Source organism: Sphingomonas aquatilis, assembly GCF_014196115.1.
Taxonomy (GTDB): domain Bacteria; phylum Pseudomonadota; class Alphaproteobacteria; order Sphingomonadales; family Sphingomonadaceae; genus Sphingomonas; species Sphingomonas aquatilis.
On sequence record NZ_JACIDB010000001.1, the window covers coordinates 154663 to 171348 of the forward strand.

The following is a 16686-nucleotide window of genomic DNA, read 5'->3' on the forward strand; positions in this document are numbered from 1 at the left end:
TGTTGGTTAGGAACGCTGCCCCAACGCGTGATGGCGGCAGGCGATCCGACGGTCAGCGCTGCGTCGCCTCGATCGCCTCGCGCGACCAGCCGCCCCCCATCGCCTGGTACAGCTGCGCATAGGCGGTCAGGCGATCGGCGCGCGCCTGCACCAGTGCCAGTTCGGCGGTGAGCAGGCCGCGCTGCGCATCGAGCTGTTCGATGTACGACGTATAGCCGGCGCGATAGCGGTTGGTCGCGTTGCGCAGCGCGGCGGCGAGCGCATCCACCTGCAAGCCGAGCGCGGTCGCCTGTTCGCCCGAGCGCTGGACGCCGGCGAGGGCGTTGTCGACCTCCTGGAACGCGACGAGCGCGGTGCGGCGATAGGCGAAGGCGGCCTGGTTGCGGCGCGCGGTCGCGGCATCGCTCTGCGCGCGCAGGCGGCCGCCGTCGAAGATCGGCGACAGGATGCTGGCGCCGATCGAGAAGACGCCGATCGGATCGGCGAGCTTGGTCGACAGGACGACGCCCGCGCTGCCGGTGAGCGCGATATTGGGCAGCATCGCCGCGCGGGCGCTGTCGAGGCTGCGGTCGGCGGCGACCAATGTCTGTTCGGCCTGGAACAGGTCTGGGCGGCGGCGCAACAGGTCGGCGGGCAGGCCGTCGGGGATCGGCGGCGGCGTCAGCCGGTCGAGCGGGGCGCCGCGCGGGATCGCGCCGGGGTTCTCGCCAAGCAGCAGCGACAGCGCATTTTCCTGTCGGCTGATCGCGAGCTGCGCGGCGGGGACGAGTTGCTGCGTGGCGCGATATTCCGCCTCCGCCTGATGCAGTTCGAGGTTGGAGGTATAGCCGGTCTCGGCGCGGCGGCGCGCGATGCGCAGCGCTTCGGTGCGCGCGGCGAGCGTCTGCTGCGCGACCGCCAGCCGCTGGTCGAGCGCGCGCAGGGCGATGTAATTGCTGGCGACGCCGCTGGCGATGGCGAGGCGGACGGTGTCGCGCGCGCCTTCGCTGGCGAGCAATTGCGCTTGGGCAGCGCGGCTTGCCTGACGGAGGCGGCCGAACAGGTCGAGATCGTAGCTGGCGGTGATCAGCGGCTGCGCGCCGAGGGCGTCGCTGGGCGTGCCGAACGGGCTGACCGTCTGGCCGGTGGTCGACGGCAGGCTGCCGCCGAGCGTCGGCGTGCGTTGCGCGGCGGCGAGGCGCGCGGCGGCCCGCGCTTCGTCGATGCGCGACGCGGCGAGCGCGAGGTCGACGTTGTTGGCGAGCGCGCGCGCGACGAGATCGGTGAGGACGGGGTCGCCGAACGCGTTCCACCAGTCGGCCTGAATGGGTTGCCCCTGGCCCAGCGTGGTGCGCCATGCCGGGGGCGGGGCGACGGTGGCCGCGACTGGGGCGGGCGGGCGCGGACCGATGCACGCGGCGAGCGCGGTGGTGGCGGCGAGGGTGGTGAGGGTGCGGAGGAGGCGGAAGTTCGAGAGGCGCGGCTCCTTTGCCCCACCCACCCCGTCACCCCGGACTTGTTCCGGGGTCCACTCTGCGGCGAGGGGGATGGTTCGAGCCTCTTGCCGACCCCCTGCGGCCCGGTGGACCCCGGAACGAGTCCGGGGTGACGGGGTGGGTGAGGCGGCGGGAGTGGCCATTTCGGATATATTTTCTTGCCGCGTGTGTTGGGCTGCGCCAAGCTCACCCCCATGCGGGAGCGGCAACCGTGCGTTTACATCCTCGCGAGCGGGTATAACGGCACGCTGTACGTCGGCGTCACGTCCAACCTTATCGGCCGGTTGATCCAGCACCGTGACGGGACATTCGAAGGCTTTACCGCGCGCTACGGTGTCCTGCATCTCGTCTGGTTCGAAACCACCGACACGATGGCCGACGCCATCGCCAGCGAGAAGCGGATCAAGGCGTGGCGGCGTGACTGGAAGAAGAACCTGATCGAGAAGGCCAATCCTGGCTGGTTGGACCTGGCCGTCAATCTGGGGTTGCCGCCGCTCGGCTGACTGCAGGCCATCCCCTTGCGGACGAGTGGACCCCGGACCAAGTCCGGGGTGACGAAGAATGAGAGGCCAGCGCATCACTTCACCGTTGGGCCGGTGGTGGTGTCGACGCTGGCCTGTACCGACATGCCGGGGCGCAGGCGCTGGATCAGTTGCTGGCCGGGGTCGATGCGGATGCGGACGGCGATGCGCTGCGGCACCTTGGTGAAATTGCCCGTCGCATTGTCGGCCTTCAGCACCGCGAATTCGGAGCCGGCGGCGGGTGAAATCCGCTCGACGCGGCCGGTGAGCTTCGCCCCGCCGAGGCCGTCGACGGTGAAGGTCGCGGGCTGGCCCACCGCCATGCGGGCGGTCTGCGCTTCCTTGAAATTGGCGATGACCCAGGTTTCGGGCGGCACCAGGAACATCAGCTGCGAGCCGGCGGTCACATACTGGCCGACGCGGACGCCGACTTCGGACAGGCGGCCCGCCTCGGGCGCGCGGATGACGGTGTTGGCGAGGTCGATCTGGGCGAGGCGGCGGGCGGCTTCCGCGCCCGACACGCCGGCACGCTGGCCGCCGCGGCCGACCTGCACCGTGCGGATGTCCTGCTGCGCGATTTCGCGTGCGGCGCGCGCCTGTTGCACCGCGGCCTGCGCCTGACGGAGCGCGGCGAGCGTCTGGTCGCGTTCGCGCTGCGAGACGGAGCCGTCCGTCACGAGATCGTTGACGCGGTTCATGTCCGCCTGCGCGCGCATCAGCTGCGCCTCGGCATTGGCGACGGCGGCGGTCTGCGCGGCGAGGCTGGCGGTGCGGCTGCGTTCGGTCTGCTGCGCGTTGGCGAGCGTGGCGTTCTGCGCATCGACCTGCGCGGTCGCCTGATCGACCCGCTGGCGGTAGATGCGGTCGTCGATCTGGACGAGCGGTTGCCCCGCCGTCACGTCGGCGAAGTCGCGGACATAGACCTTGGTGACATAGCCCGACACCTGCGGCGCGATCACCGTCGTCCGGCCGCGCACATAGGCATTGTCGGTCGACTGGTTGCTGGTGGCGAAGGGCGGCAGGCGCCACGCCGCGAGCACCGCGAGCACGCCGCCGATCGCCAGGATCGCGATGACGATCATCGCGGTGCGGCTGGGCGGCTGCGGGCGCCAGCCGGAGCCGGAGGGCGCGCTGGGCGGCGTAACCGCCTCGGCCTGCGCCTCTTCGGTCGCGGGGGTGGAATCCACAGGGTTGCGGATGTCGGTCATCAGGCGGCCTCGACAAGTGCGGCGCGGCGGGCTCGGTACGCGCGGCGGATCAACAGGAAAGCAAGGTAACAGAAGGTGAGCGCGGCGAGCACCGCGATCAGGCGGAAGACATCGTCATAGGCGAGCACGTTGGCTTCGCGCGTGGTCGTCTGCGACAGGATCGCGCCGCCTTCCGCGCTGCGCAGCGCCGGATCGCCGACCACGCGCGACACCGCCGCGCCGCCGGCCTGAAGGCGCTGCGCGACGATCGGGTCGGTGGGGTCGATGCCCTGGACCAGCGCGGCGCTGTTCGCCTTTTCGCGGATCACCTGATAGCTGCCGAGCAGCGCGGTGCCGGCGAGGCCGCCGATCGAATTGATCATGCCGAATAGCGCGACGAAGCTGATGATATGGCCCGATCCGGCCTGCAGCGCGCGCGTCATGCCGAACAAGAGCGCCGGCCCCAGGAAATAGGTCGCGCCGAACGCGATCATCGCTTGCGTGACATAGAGCTGCGGCGCGCGGGTGAGGCTGGTCGCATGGCTGTCGACGAACGCCGCGATGGCGACCAGCCCGATCGCGAGCATGATCGGATGCGTCAGGCGCGTCACGTCGAGCGTCACCGCGCTCAGCACCACGCCGGCCGCCGAGGCGAGGAAGATGATCGTGAAGAAGGGGATCAGCTGATCGTTGTTCTGGCCGAGCAACGTCAGCAGGCCGACCGCGGCATAGGTCTGTTCGCTCAGCACGATGCGCGCCATGATCGTGACGATCGTGAAGCGAACGATGTCGGCGCTGCCCAGCCACCGCGTGTTGAGCAGCGGATTGACGCGGTGATGTTCGATGACCAGCGCCGCGCCCAGCATCGGAATGGCGGCGATCAGCGCCCAGCCGATCCACGCGGCATTGGTCCACCAGACGATGCGGCCTTCGCCCAATACCGCCGCGAACAGCGCCATCGCGCCCGCGAACAGGACGAAGGTGAGGAAATCGAGCGGCTCGAACGCCTTGGATCGTGTCGTGGGCGGCAGGCGGAGGAAGGCGACCGCGGCGAGGCTCAGCAGCGCGAGGCCGAGTTCGAACAGATACAAAGTGCGCCATTGCGACATGGCGAGCAGATCGGGCGAGAACAGCCGCGCGAGCGGTGTCGCGCATTGCGGAATGCCGATGCCGACGACGACCGCCTTCAGTCGCCAGCGCAGCGGCAGTGCCTGCATCATGTAATAGAGGCACAGGCTGGAGACGGCGGCGCCCGCCATGCCGCTCGCCGCGCGGACCAGGATCGCGGTGTCGAATTCGCGCACGAACAGATGGCCGAGCGTGAAGACGACATAGAGGCTGAGGAAGATCATTGCGAACGGCCTGAGGCCGAATTGCGCGCGGAACTTGATCAGCAGCAGGTTGATGCTGACGTTGGTCATCACATAGACCGTCGGCAGCCACGCGATTTCCGCAGGATCGAGGCCCAGCGCGCCCTGCAGCGTATAGGTATTCGCCGAGATCAGCGCATTGCCGAACCCGCCCGTCAGGCCGAGCAGCACCGCGATGACGCCATAGGCGATGCGGTGGCGCAGCTGATGCTCGACCGACCCCGGCGAACCGGGAATCGCCGGAATCTCATGGGGCAGGAAGTCCCAATGTTCCTCTGACAGGAAGCGGCGGAGACGGGCGAACATAGCCTGCCTATAAACCGGGAAACGGCGGCAGGTCAGCCACTTCGCTCATCCGCCGAGGATGCGGCGGTAGAGCTGGATATAGCGGTCCGCCATGCGTTCGACCGAGAAGCGTTCCGCCACCGCGCGGCGGCAGGCGGCGCGGTCGATCTCGGGCAGGCACGCGACGGCTGCGATCGCTTCATCGACGCTGTCCACCAGGAATCCGGTGACGCCGTCCTCGATCAGCTCGGGCATCGACCCGCGGTTGATCGCGATGACGGGCGTGCCGCACGCCATCGCCTCGATCACCGACAGGCCGAAGGGTTCGTCGAAGTTGATGAGGTGGAGCAGCGCTGCGGCATGGCCGAGCGCGCGGGTGCGTTCCGCGCCGCCGACCGCGCCGGGGTGGGTGATGGTGCCCCCGAGGTGCGGTGTGACAGAGCGCTCATAATAGCCCTGGTCCTGCACGATGCCGTACATGGCGAGCGCGCGGCCGGTGGCCAGCGCCACCGCGATTGCTTCGGCCGCGCCCTTGTCCGGATGCATGCGGCCGAAGAACAGCAGATCGTCGCTGCCGGTCGGATCGAAGGGAAAGTCGTCGAGGACGATGCCGTGGTGGATCGTCTCGGCATAACGGAGCTGCGGCGAGCGGTCCGCGTCGCTGATCGCGACATAATGCACCCGATCCTCATACGGCTTGTACATCGGCAGGATGCGGTTGGACGAAAAGCCATGGATCGTCGTGACCATCGGCGTGGTCACGAGGTTGGCGAAGGCATGGGCGGGAAAATCGGCCTGGTTGTGGATCAGGTCGAATTCACCCGCGCGTTCGAAGACATGGGCGAGGTGGCGGTATTCCCACACCTTCGCGTCGATCGACGGGTCTTCGGAATAGGGCGCGGGGACGACGCCGGCCAGGGTGCCGGCGGTCAGGCTGTCCTGCGTCGCGAACAGCGTGACGTCGATACCGCGTGCGACCAGCGCCTCGGTGAGCAGACTCGTGACCAATTCCCACGGGCCATAATGGCGGGGCGGCGTGCGCCAGGAGATCGGGGCGAGCATCGCGATTTTCATGGGTGGCGGTCGCCTGAGACGGAGGATTGCATGGGGGTACGGGGGCGTAACGATAAGGCCCGGTGGTGATACTCCGGCGTGGCGGAGTTGTTCCGGGCGGTGCCCCTGAGTCGCTCGTCACCGGATTTGGCCCGAGGCTGCCTCATGTCGCTCGTCACCCCGGACTCGTTCCGGGGTCCACCGAGCCGCAAGGGGACGGCAAGAGGCTCCGACCATCCCCCTCGCCGCAGAGTGGACCCCGGAACGAGTCCGGGGTGACGGAGTGGGTGAGGTTAGCGGACGAGTATCACAACGCCTTCATTGCCACGGAGCGTATCGGTTCGCACGCCCCCCGGCAGCGTGCGTAGCACCACCTCGCCCGCAGGCAGCGCGAACGGCTGGTCCTCCCTACCCAGGTTCAGTGCCACGACGATGCGCTCGTCCCCCCGCCACCGTTCGTAGGCGAGGACCGAACCGGTCGTCTCGAGCAACCGGAAGTCGCCTTCCGCCAACGCTTCATGCTTGCGGCGGAGCGACAGCAGGTCGCGATACAGCGCGAGCATCGACCCAGCATCCGCGGCTTGCGCCGCGACGTTGCGCGTCGGCCAGTCGGGGCCGAGCGGCAGCCACGGTTCCACACGCGAAAAGCCTGCGTGATCGCTGGCGTTCCACGGCATCGGCGTGCGCACCGGGTCACGGCCCAGCCCCCAACCCGGTTCGCGCAATTCGCGCGGATCCTGCACCCGATCGGGCGGAATGGCGACGTCGGTCAGGCCGAGTTCGTCGCCGTAATAGATCGTCGGGGTGCCGCGCAGTGTCAGCAGCAGCATCGCGGCGACGCGCGCCTGGGGCCCGCCGACGCGTGTCGCGATCCGGGGCCGGTCATGGTTGCCGAGCACCCAGTTCGGCCAGCCGCCGGGTGGCAGCGCCGCTTCATAGTCGGCGATCATGGTGGCGAGGCTGCGCGCGTCCCACGGCGCCTCGATCAACTGGAAGTTGAAGGGCAGATGCACTTCGGGCGTGTCGATGCCGTAATAGTGCATCAGCTTTTCGATCGGCAGGTAGATTTCGCCGATCAGCACGCGATCGCCCGGATAGCCGTCGGCGATGCGGCGCATCTCGGCGGCGATGTCATGGACTTCGGGCTGGTCGGTGGAGTTCGACTGGAGCACGGCGTGCATCTCACCCATTTCCGGGCGATAGTCCGGGTTGGCCGGATTGTCGGGGAAGTCGGCGTGCTTCACCATGTGCCACAGCACGTCGATGCGAAAGCCGTCGACGCCGCGATCGAACCAGAAGCGCAGCACGTCCATCATCGCATGCCGCACGTCGGGGTTGCGCCAGTTGAGGTCCGCCTGTTCCTTCAGGAAGGCGTGGTAATAATATTGGCCGGTGGCGGCGTCATATTCCCACGCGGAGCCGCCGAAGTCGCTGATCCAGTTGTTGGGCGGGCCGCCATCCGGGGCGGGATCGCGCCAGATGTACCAGTCGCGCTTCGGATTGTCGCGCGACGACCGGCTCTCGCGGAACCAGGGATGGTCGGTCGAGCTGTGGTTGGGGACGAAATCGAGCAGCAGTTTGAGGTCGCGGGCATGCGCGGCCGCCAGCAGCGCGTCGAAATCGGCGAGCGTGCCGAAGCGCGGATCGATGTCGCAATAATCGGCGACATCATAGCCGAAGTCGTGCATCGGCGAGACGAAGATCGGCGATATCCAGATCGCATCGACGCCGAGTGCGACGAGGTGGTCGAGCCGCGCTTCGATGCCTTTCAGGTCACCAACGCCGTCGCCGTCGCTGTCCTGAAACGAACGCGGATAGATCTGGTAGATGCTGCCCGTCTTCCACCACGTCATCGCGCGTCCCCCTGCTTGCGCACTCGAACGGGGGAGGGGCGAGGGGGTTCCTTTTACGCTTTTTGGTTCACGCGAAGACGCGAAGACGCGAAGAGTTTCTGCGCGCGGCAGCGCATCGCTCCTGCCATGGCGTGAGATAGGGCGCTGGCGTGGGGCCTACATTGACCTCTTGGCGCCTTCGCGTCTTCGCGTGAACCAAATCACACGAAACGGCTCTTCGGCAGGCGCGTGATGCGGCAGGCGAGGTCGGCTTCGCCGCTGGCGATGAGGTAATCGTCGCCGTCCGTCACGAGGCCGGTCGAGAAGACGACGGGCGTCGGCAGATACATTTGGTGCGCGATATGGGCGGTGAGGGCGGGGTTGGCCTCCAGCAGCGGCACTTCGTCCTCTACGCGCAGGATGCGCGAGGGATCGTCGCGGTCGAGCAGCGCCCAGAAGCTGCGGTAGATGCCGACGCTCTCGCGCGCCTCGACGCCGTGGTAGATCATCATCCAGCCGTCGGGCGTCAGGATCGGCTGCGTGCCACCGCCGATCTTCATCGCCGAGGTGGAGCCTTTGCGCGCGCGCAGGCCCGGGGCGTCGAGCGGCTTCCAGTGCAGCGCGTCGGGCGATGCCGCGAAGTTGATTGAAGGGCCGCTGACCCAGGGGCTGTCGGGCGGATAGGCGAAATAGACCTCGCCCAGCGGCCGGGTGAGCGCCATGAATCTGTCGGCGACCAAACCTTCGAACAGGATCATGTCCTTGTTCTGGTGGTCGAGCACGATCCCCTCGAGCCGGTAATGCAGGCCATCGCGCGAGGTGTGCAGCGTGGTGCAATGCCGCTCGGCACCGACCGAACAGGTCGTCATGTACCATGTGTCGCCGACGCGCGTGATCCGCGCATCCTCGACGCCATAGTCCTGATAGGTTGCGGCGGGCTCGATCGCGGCGTCGTAATGGACGGCGACGATGCGTTCGCCGCTGGGGTCCAGTTCCACCGGAAGCAGCCAGAACAGCGACGTCAGCGCGAGGATGCGGTGGCGGCGGCCCTTCAGCTCGAACTGGCGGGGATCGGTCATGTCGACGTCGGTTAACGGCCAGGCGTCGAGCACATAGCCGGCCGGCGTCCAGCGGATCGCATGGACATGGCCGTCACGCACGGGTTCGGCCAGCGCTTCGGCGATGCGGACCATCAGCAGCAGATTGCCGTTGGGCAGCCGGGTGAAGCCGGGGTTGAAGGCGCCGAGGACATAGGTCGGCTGGGTAATCCCGCGGCGCAGTGGGGAGCGGGAGAGGTCGACGTCGTCGGGGGTGAAGATCAGCGCGTCGTGCATGGTGGCGTTAGCGCCGGGGCGGGCGGGTGGTTCCATGGGAAACCGAGGCCGCCAATTCCATGTCCGTCACCCCGGACTTGTTCCGGGGTCCACCGGGCCGCGAGGGGGTGGCCGGAGGCTCGAACCGGCCCCCTCGCCGCGGAGTGGACCCCAGAACAAGTCCGGGGTGACGAAGAGTGTGGGGCGCATGCGCCGCGCCCCACCCATCGATCAGAACGCCGCGCTGATCGAGAACACCACCTGGCTGCCCGCGATCGTGCTGCCGTCCTTGGTCGAGGCGAAGTTCGGCTGCAGATAGGCGGCCTTCGCCTTGCTGATGTCGGTGTCGACATAATAAGCGCTGAGCGTCAGCGGCGTGCCCTTGATCGCGTAATCCGCGCCAAGCAGCCAGTCCCAGTAATGCCCCGTCGGCGCCGCCGACGTGCCGTTGGGGCCGAGGCCCGAATTGCCGTCCGAATGGCCGATATGCGCCTTGGCGGTCAGCGGCGTCTGCGGGATGGCGGCGCTGAAATCGCCCCACAGGTACAGATTGTCGTTGCCCTTGCCGGGGTTGTTCGGAACGCCGGTCGCATAGGCCGCGGCGTTGTTGTACCACTTACCCAGCGCCTGCTGCTTGGGCGCATAGGCGACGCCCGCCAGCATCGAGACGGGGCCGGCGGTGCCCGACAGCTTCACATAGGGTTCGGCGAAGTCGGTCTTCGACGCGCCGCCCGGATACATGTACCACGTCAGGCCGACATCGAGCGCGCCGCCGCTGATCGGCATCTTGTAGCCGCCGATCAGGTCCAGCTCCATGTTCGAGCCGCCGAACGTGCCCCAGCCGGACAGGTTGGACGCCCAGGTGCCGACGTACAGGCCGCTTTTATGCGTGATGGTAAGGCCGCCCTGGACCGCCATTTCCTTGTCGGTCTGCGACACGCCGCGCAGGCGATAGTCGGAGACGAGCGCGACCGAGCCGGTGACGGTGACGTCCTTGGGGGGTGCGGTCTCCTGCGCGGCGGCAGGGAGGGCGACGAACGCCGCGAGCGATGCTGCGGCCAGGCTGAGATACTTCATGGAACCCCTTTCCGTGTCGTTGGGGTCCCTCCTGCGTCCAGGCCGCCGGCGCGCTCACTCCAGAGAGGGGCGCCGATCTTTCCCGGACGTCACTTCGCTATCGCAGCATTTTCCGTTCGACAATGGGGAATCGCGGGATTGCCGCGATCCCCCGGTCGATCAGTGCGCGAGTGCGGCAGTCTTGCCACGCCCGCCGAGCAGTTCGACGCTGTCGCCCGCGGCCCGGCGACGCTGGAACCAGTCGTTGATCAGTTCCGAACAGGTGTGGTCGACGGTGCGAAGGCCGCTGACGTCGAGGCGGACGGGCGTGCCGGCCGGCGCACGCTCCAGCGTGTCGGACAGCTTGGGCAGCGATACGAAGGTCGCGGCGCCCGACAGGTTGATCGCATGCTGGGCGCCCTCCGCGCCCTCCGATACCTTCAGCTTCAGGCCGCGCGCGTGCGGCACCAGCTCCAGCATCGACAGGCCGATGCCGACCAGCACGCCGGTCAGCAGGTCCGCCGCCACCACGGTGACGAGCGTCGCCGCCCAGATGAACGCCGGCAGCACGCCATAATGCGAGAACAGGTGGCGGGCATGGTGGAGCGACACGAGCCGCCAGCCGGTGACGACCAGGATCGCGCCCAGCGCCGCCATCGGGATCTCGCGCAGCACGAACGGCAGCAGCGCAACGAAGCCGAGGATCCACATGCCGTGGAACATGGTCGACAGCCGGGTGGTGGCACCGGCCTGCACGTTGGCGGACGAGCGGACGATGACGCCGGTCATCGGCAGCGCGCCGGCAATGCCGCACAGCAGGTTGCCGACGCCCTGCGCGCGCAGTTCCTTGTTGTAGTTGGTACGCACGCCGTCGTGCATGCGGTCGACCGCAGCGGCCGACAGCAGGGTTTCGGCGCTGGCGATGAAGGCGATGGCGAGCGCGGCGGCGATGATCGACGGGTCCGCAAAGCGGGCGAGGATGCCGGCATCGGGCAGGGCGACCGCACCCGCGATCGATTCGGGCACGTTGACGCGCGCGACGTCGAGGCCGAACGCCAGGGCGACGAAGGTGCCGGTCAGCACGCCGACCAGCGCGCCGGGGACCAGCTTCAACGAGGCGGGGCGGAACTTCTCCCAGCCGATCATCGCGGTGATGGTCAGCACGCCGATGCCGAAGGCGAGCTCTGCCGCGGCGATATTGTCGGGCGACAGGCCGAGCAGGCGGCCGGGCATCGCCGACAGGTTCTGCAGGCCGCTGGGCAGCGGCTTCGCGTCGAACAGCACGTGGAACTGGCCGACGACGATCAGCACGCCGATCCCGGCGAGCATGCCGTGGACGACCGCGGGACTGATCGCGCGGAACCAGCCGCCGAGCTTCGCGACACCGGCGACGAACTGGATGATGCCGGCAAGGATCAGGATCGGCCCGAGCGCGGACATGCCGTGGTCGCGCACCAGTTCGAACACGACGACGGCGAGGCCCGCGGCGGGGCCGCTGACCTGCAGCGGCGAACCTGCCAGCGCACCGACGACGATGCCGCCGATGATGCCGGTGATCAGGCCTTTTTCCGGAGGAACGCCGGACGCCACGGCGATGCCCATGCACAGCGGCATCGCGACGAGGAAGACGACGATCGAGGCGGTGAGGTCACGGCCGACGATCGACATCTTGGGAAGGTTCAGGGCGCCCAGCATGGGGACTTACTCCGCGGCTTGGAGGAAGGGGACGTCGGACGCCTGCCGCGGTGCGGCGGCCTGCGCGACGGGGAAGGGCTCGCCTTCGCGGATCGGCACGAAACGACCCGATTCGCCGTCGAGGCCGAGGACGACGCCCTCGTGAATATCGACGAACCAGCCGTGCAGCGTGATATTGCCCTGCGCGACCGCGGCGGCGACCGACGGATGCGTGCGCAGGTGCTGCAACTGCGAGACGATGTTTTCGAGGCTGAGTGCGCGGACGCGTTCGCCATCGGTCAGTTCGGGATAGCTCTGGTCGACGACCTGGCGCGCGGCGGCGCCGTGCTTCAGCCAGTTGGCGACCGTCGGCACCGCGGCGAGCGCGGCGGGATCACCCGACAGGCCCTTCATCGCGCCGCAGTCCGAATGGCCGCACACGATGACGTCGCGCACGCCGAGGACCGACACGGCATATTCCACCGTCGCCGACACGCCGCCGGTATGCGCCGAGAAGGGGGGCACGATGTTGCCGGCGTTGCGGCAGACGAACAGGTCGCCCGGCTGCGCCTGCATGATATGTTCCGGCACGATGCGCGAATCGGCGCAGGAGATCATCAGGGCCTTGGGAAACTGGCCATGATGCGCGAGCGTCGAATACAGCGCCTGCTGGTCCTGAAAGACCTTTTTCTCGAAGCTTACGACGCGACCGATCAGTTCGTTCACGAGTGGATACTCCTGTCACGGGCGGCATGAGCCGCATTCAACAGGGTATCTACCGGGTACGTTTTGCTGCGATGCCGCAGCTTCGTGTTAAAATGTTGCCGGACAAAAACGGGCGGAAACGGCGAGGGGAAGCGGCGTTCGGTCGGGTTGCTCACAATTCCTCCCCCGCGAGGGGGAGGTGGCGCCGCGCAGCGGTGACGGAGGGGGAGGTAAGCGACGCTCCTCGTTATGATCCGTGCCGCCGTCCTCCCCCTCCACCATTCGGCTGACGCCGAACGGTCCCCTCCCCCTGGCGGGGGAGGAATGGCGTTACGCCGGCAGTTCGATCGCCGCCCGCAGGCCCCCCTCGGTGCGGTTCGACAGCGTCAGCGTGCCGCCCTCCGTCTCGACGATGCGGGCGACGATCGGCAGGCCCAGGCCGAAGCCGACGGTATCGCGCGGCCGCGCCGAATCGAGCCGGACGAAGGGTTCGAGCACGCGGCGCAGTTGATCCTCCGGAATGCCCGCGCCGTCGTCCTCCACCGCGATGCAGACGCGCCCCGGCGCGCTCGACAGGCGGATCGCGACGTTGCCGGCATAATGGAGCGCGTTTCCGACGAGGTTGCCGAGCGCGCGCTTCAGCGCCGTCGGGCGCACCGTCACCTCGCAATGCGCTGGACCGTCGTAGATGCCGGGCAGGTCGCGATCCTCGACGTCGTCGATCAGCGTCGCACACAGCACCGCGACGTCGACCAGCACCGGCGTTTCGGGGTCGCTGTCGCCGCCCAGGAAGGCGAGCAGCGACGTCACCATCGCCTCCATCTCGCCGATGTCGCGCTCGATCGCCTCGCGCACCGGCGCATCATCGACGCCCTCGGCGCGCAGCTTCAGGCGGGCGAGCGGCGTGCGCAGGTCGTGGCCGACCGCGGCCAGCGCCTGCGTCCGGTCGGCGATCAGGCGCTGGATGCGCGCGGCCATGCGGTTGAACGCGGCGACGACGTGGCGCACCTCGCGCGGGCCGGTTTCGGGGATGGGGTCGTGCTCGGCATCGCCGAACGTATCGGCGGCGAAGGCGAGCTGGCGCATCGGGCGGAGCATGCGGCGGATCAGCAGCCCGCCGATCACCATCAGCGCCAGCGCCGGGATCAGCGCGAGCAGGATGCGTTCGGCGGCGAGGTTGAGGTTCTGGAGCGGCTCCAGTGTGCGGAAATACAGCCAGCTGCCATCGGGCAGCTTCAGGCCGCCGGTGACGACAGAGCTGCGCCCCGGCGACGTCAGCTTCAGGCGCAGATCGGCGGTAGCGAGCGTCGGCTCCCAATCGACCACCTGGTGCCGCATGCTGTCGAGCGCGGGGGCGATCGGCGGCGGCGGCGGCAGGTCGCGTTGCCAGTGCAGGGCATAGCGTTCGGTGGTGAGGTCGTTCGCCATGTCGCCGCGACGCGCCGGCGGCTGTTCGGCGACGAGGCGGCGCGCGATGACGAGATGTTCGGCAAGGCGCCGCGCCTCGTCGTCGCGCACCGAAAACTGGCTCGCGCGTTCGTACAGGAGCGTGCTGATCCCGAACTCGATCACCATGGTGAGCAGCAGGATCGCGACGATCTGGCCGATCAGGCCGATCGAGGGCTGGACGAAGCGTTTCATCGGGTGATGTGCGGCAAACCGCCCCACTCACGCTTCGTCACCCCGGACTCGTTCCGGGGTCCACTCTGCGGCGAGGGGTACGGCATGAGGCTCTGGTCACTCCCCTGCGGATCAGTGGACCCCGGAACGAGTCCGGGGTGACGGAGGTAATTGGCAGGCGTCACGCGTCCCTCAACGCCGCGTCACCTCGGTGTTCAGCATATAGCCCACGCCGCGCACGGTGATGATCGGGGCGTCCTTGCCCGCACTCGACAGCTTGCGGCGCAGGCGGCTGATCAGCACGTCGATGCTGCGGTCGGAGCTGTCGCCGAGCCGCGTGCGCGACAGCTCGATCAGGCGTTCGCGGGCGATGACGCGGCCGGCATGTTCGGCAAGGCTGACGAGCAGGTCGAATTCCGCGCCGGTCAGGTCGACGACCGCACCGGTGGGCGAGGTCAGCTCGCGGCGCGGCAGCGTGACCTGCCAGCCGTCGAAGGTCAGCACACCCTCTTCGCGCTCGCCGGGATTGCGCTCCAGCGAGCCGCGGCGCAGCACCGCACGGATGCGGGCGATCAGCTCGCGCGTGCCGAACGGCTTGGCGATATAATCGTCCGCGCCCAGCTCCAGCCCGACGACGCGGTCGGTCTCGCTGCCCTTGGCGCTGATAAAGATGATCGGGACTTCGCTCTTCTGGCGCAGCGTGCGGCACAGGTCGATGCCGCTGGTGCCGGGCAGCATGATGTCGAGCAGGATCAGGTCGACGGGTCCCGCCTCCAGCGCCAGCCACATTTCGGGCGCGGCGGAGGCGGGCCGCACGAGATAGCCGTTTTCCTGCAACGCGCGGGTGGTCAGGGTGCGAAGGGCGGGATCGTCCTCGACCAGGAGGATGGTGGGGGCGGTCATGATCGAAAGTTAGGCACCGGTGCCGGGGCGGTCAACCGCGCCGGACCTATGTTCAAGCTTTGGATACGACCCCGCAACGGGCCCGCAACATTGCGCGAAGTCAGTCCGCCGCGACGTGCCCGCCGCCGCCCCGTGGCCGACGCGTGAACCAGACGATCACGACCATCGCCGCGCACAGCCATGCCGATACGCGGAACAGGTCGGTCGACGCGAGCAGATACGCCTGTCCCACCATCTGGCGCGTGATCGCCGCGGCGGCCTGCGTCGATGTCGCGCCCAGTTTCTGCAACTGCTCGCTAGCCATCTGATACGGCATGCCCTGCCCGATCGCCTCGGCAAGCCGGCTCTGATGCAGCGCCTCGCGCCGGTCCCACGCGGTGGTGATGATCGACGCGGCGAACGACCCCGCCACGATGCGTGCGAAGTTGGAGATGCCGGTCGCCGACGGGATCCGCTGCGGCGGAATGCCGTCGAGCAGGATCGTCACCATCGCGAGGAAGAAGACGCTCATCGCCACCCCCTGCACCAGCAGCGGCGCCATGAAATCGAAGACGGCGGCCCCGGTCACGAGGTTGGAGCGCATCCAATAGGATGTGGCGAAGGCGAGGAACGCCACCGTCGCGAGCAACCGCGCGTCGATCTTGCCGGACAGGCGCGCGGCCAGCGGTGAGATGATCACCGCGACCACCCCGCTGGGTGCGGCGATCAGGCCCGCCCAGGTCGCCGTGTAGCCGAGCTGCGTCTGCAGCCATAGCGGCAGGATCAGGGTGTTGGCGAAGAACACCGCATAGCCAAGGCAGAAGGCGAGCGTGCCGATCGCGAAGTTGCGGTTCAGGAACAGCGTCAGATCGACCGCCGGATTGGCATCGGTCAGTTCCCAGATGATCCACGCGATGAAGCCCACCGCCGCGATGATCGCGAGCACGCAGATCGCCGGATCGTTGAACCAGTCCGCGTTCTTGCCGAGATCGAGCATGATCTGCAGCGACCCCACCCAGACGACCAGCAGCATCAAACCGACCGTGTCGATCGGCAGTTTCCGCGTCGGCGTCTCGCGGCTTTTCAGGCCGTTCCAGCACGTCAGCGTCACGAAGATGCCGAAGGGGATGTTGATCAGGAAGATCCAGCTCCAATGATAATTGTCGCTGATATAGCCGCCCAGGATCGGGCCCATGACCGGACCGACCAACGTCGTCATCGACCAGACGCCGAGCGCCGTGGACCGCTTGTCGGACGGGAAGATCGAAATGAGCAGCGCCTGGCTGCCCGGCATCATCGGCCCAGAACACGCGCCCTGCAGGATACGGAACACGATCAGCGAGGGCAGATCCCAGGCAATGCCGCACAGGAACGACGACAGGGTGAACGCCGCCACCGCCGTGCAGAAGGTCCGCACCACGCCGAACCGACCCATCAGCCAGCCGGTCAGCGGCACCGCGACGCCGTTCGCCACGGCGAAGGCGGTGATCACCCAGGTCGAATTGTCGCTCGACACGCCGAGGTTGCCGGCGATCGTCGGCAACGACACGTTCGCGATCGTACTGTCGAGCACCATCATGAACGTGCCGAGCGCCAGCGCGAAGGCGATCAGCGCGAGCTTGCCGCCGGTGAGGGGGGCGGGTTGCGATGCCATTAGACGCGTCCTGTCGGGCCCTCACCCTTCCGGCGCTGCGCGCTTCCCTCCCTTTCCCA

At 68.1% G+C, this 16686-nt stretch carries 13 protein-coding genes; 1 reads left to right on the plus strand and 12 read right to left on the minus strand.

Annotation, left to right across the window (positions count from 1 at the left end; genetic code table 11):
- Positions 1 to 52 precede the first annotated feature (52 nt).
- Positions 53 to 1480 carry an efflux transporter outer membrane subunit gene (locus GGR47_RS00770; protein WP_147035824.1) on the minus strand — a complete coding sequence of 476 codons (1428 nt, stop codon included), beginning with the start codon at positions 1478 to 1480 and terminating at the stop codon, positions 53 to 55.
- 189 nt (positions 1481 to 1669) lie between these two features.
- Here GGR47_RS00770 and GGR47_RS00775 point away from each other — a divergent pair, with 189 nt between their 5' ends.
- On the plus strand, positions 1670 to 1978 hold the full coding sequence (locus GGR47_RS00775; protein ID WP_147037392.1) for a GIY-YIG nuclease family protein: 309 nt from the start codon (positions 1670 to 1672) through the stop codon (positions 1976 to 1978).
- Between the two features lie 74 nt (positions 1979 to 2052).
- Here GGR47_RS00775 and GGR47_RS00780 read toward each other — a convergent pair whose 3' ends face one another.
- The 11 genes from GGR47_RS00780 to GGR47_RS00830 all read right to left on the minus strand — a co-directional run bounded on the left by GGR47_RS00780 (position 2053) and on the right by GGR47_RS00830 (position 16627).
- Positions 2053 to 3204: an HlyD family secretion protein gene (locus tag GGR47_RS00780; RefSeq protein ID WP_017977402.1), complete on the minus strand. Its 1152-nt coding sequence runs from the start codon at positions 3202 to 3204 to the stop codon at positions 2053 to 2055.
- Positions 3204 to 4859, minus strand: a complete 1656-nt coding sequence (locus tag GGR47_RS00785) for an efflux MFS transporter permease (protein WP_063687325.1) — start codon at positions 4857 to 4859, stop codon at positions 3204 to 3206. The genes GGR47_RS00780 and GGR47_RS00785 overlap by 1 nt, the downstream gene beginning before the upstream one ends.
- Before the next feature lie 45 nt (positions 4860 to 4904).
- Positions 4905 to 5912 (minus strand): glycosyltransferase family 4 protein, encoded by a 1008-nt coding sequence (locus GGR47_RS00790; RefSeq protein ID WP_147037391.1) that lies wholly within the window; start codon positions 5910 to 5912, stop codon positions 4905 to 4907.
- Between the two features lie 272 nt (positions 5913 to 6184).
- On the minus strand, positions 6185 to 7744 hold the full coding sequence (locus GGR47_RS00795) for an alpha-amylase family glycosyl hydrolase (protein WP_147037275.1): 1560 nt from the start codon (positions 7742 to 7744) through the stop codon (positions 6185 to 6187).
- Between the two features lie 200 nt (positions 7745 to 7944).
- Positions 7945 to 9057, minus strand: a complete 1113-nt coding sequence (locus tag GGR47_RS00800) for a glycoside hydrolase family 130 protein (RefSeq protein ID WP_147037276.1) — start codon at positions 9055 to 9057, stop codon at positions 7945 to 7947.
- Between the two features lie 210 nt (positions 9058 to 9267).
- A complete protein-coding gene (locus tag GGR47_RS00805) occupies positions 9268 to 10113 on the minus strand; it encodes a TorF family putative porin (protein WP_147037274.1) in 846 nt (281 codons plus the stop codon).
- A gap of 159 nt (positions 10114 to 10272) precedes the next feature.
- Positions 10273 to 11787: a SulP family inorganic anion transporter gene (locus GGR47_RS00810; protein WP_147037273.1), complete on the minus strand. Its 1515-nt coding sequence runs from the start codon at positions 11785 to 11787 to the stop codon at positions 10273 to 10275.
- A 6-nt stretch (positions 11788 to 11793) separates the two neighbouring features.
- Positions 11794 to 12492 (minus strand): carbonic anhydrase, encoded by a 699-nt coding sequence (locus tag GGR47_RS00815; RefSeq protein ID WP_017977409.1) that lies wholly within the window; start codon positions 12490 to 12492, stop codon positions 11794 to 11796.
- A 309-nt stretch (positions 12493 to 12801) separates the two neighbouring features.
- On the minus strand, positions 12802 to 14112 hold the full coding sequence (locus tag GGR47_RS00820) for an ATP-binding protein (RefSeq protein ID WP_147037310.1): 1311 nt from the start codon (positions 14110 to 14112) through the stop codon (positions 12802 to 12804).
- Between the two features lie 171 nt (positions 14113 to 14283).
- On the minus strand, positions 14284 to 14994 hold the full coding sequence (locus tag GGR47_RS00825) for a response regulator (RefSeq protein ID WP_017977411.1): 711 nt from the start codon (positions 14992 to 14994) through the stop codon (positions 14284 to 14286).
- A gap of 100 nt (positions 14995 to 15094) precedes the next feature.
- A complete protein-coding gene (locus tag GGR47_RS00830; protein ID WP_147037311.1) occupies positions 15095 to 16627 on the minus strand; it encodes a DHA2 family efflux MFS transporter permease subunit in 1533 nt (510 codons plus the stop codon).
- Between the last annotated feature and the right edge of the window lie 59 nt (positions 16628 to 16686).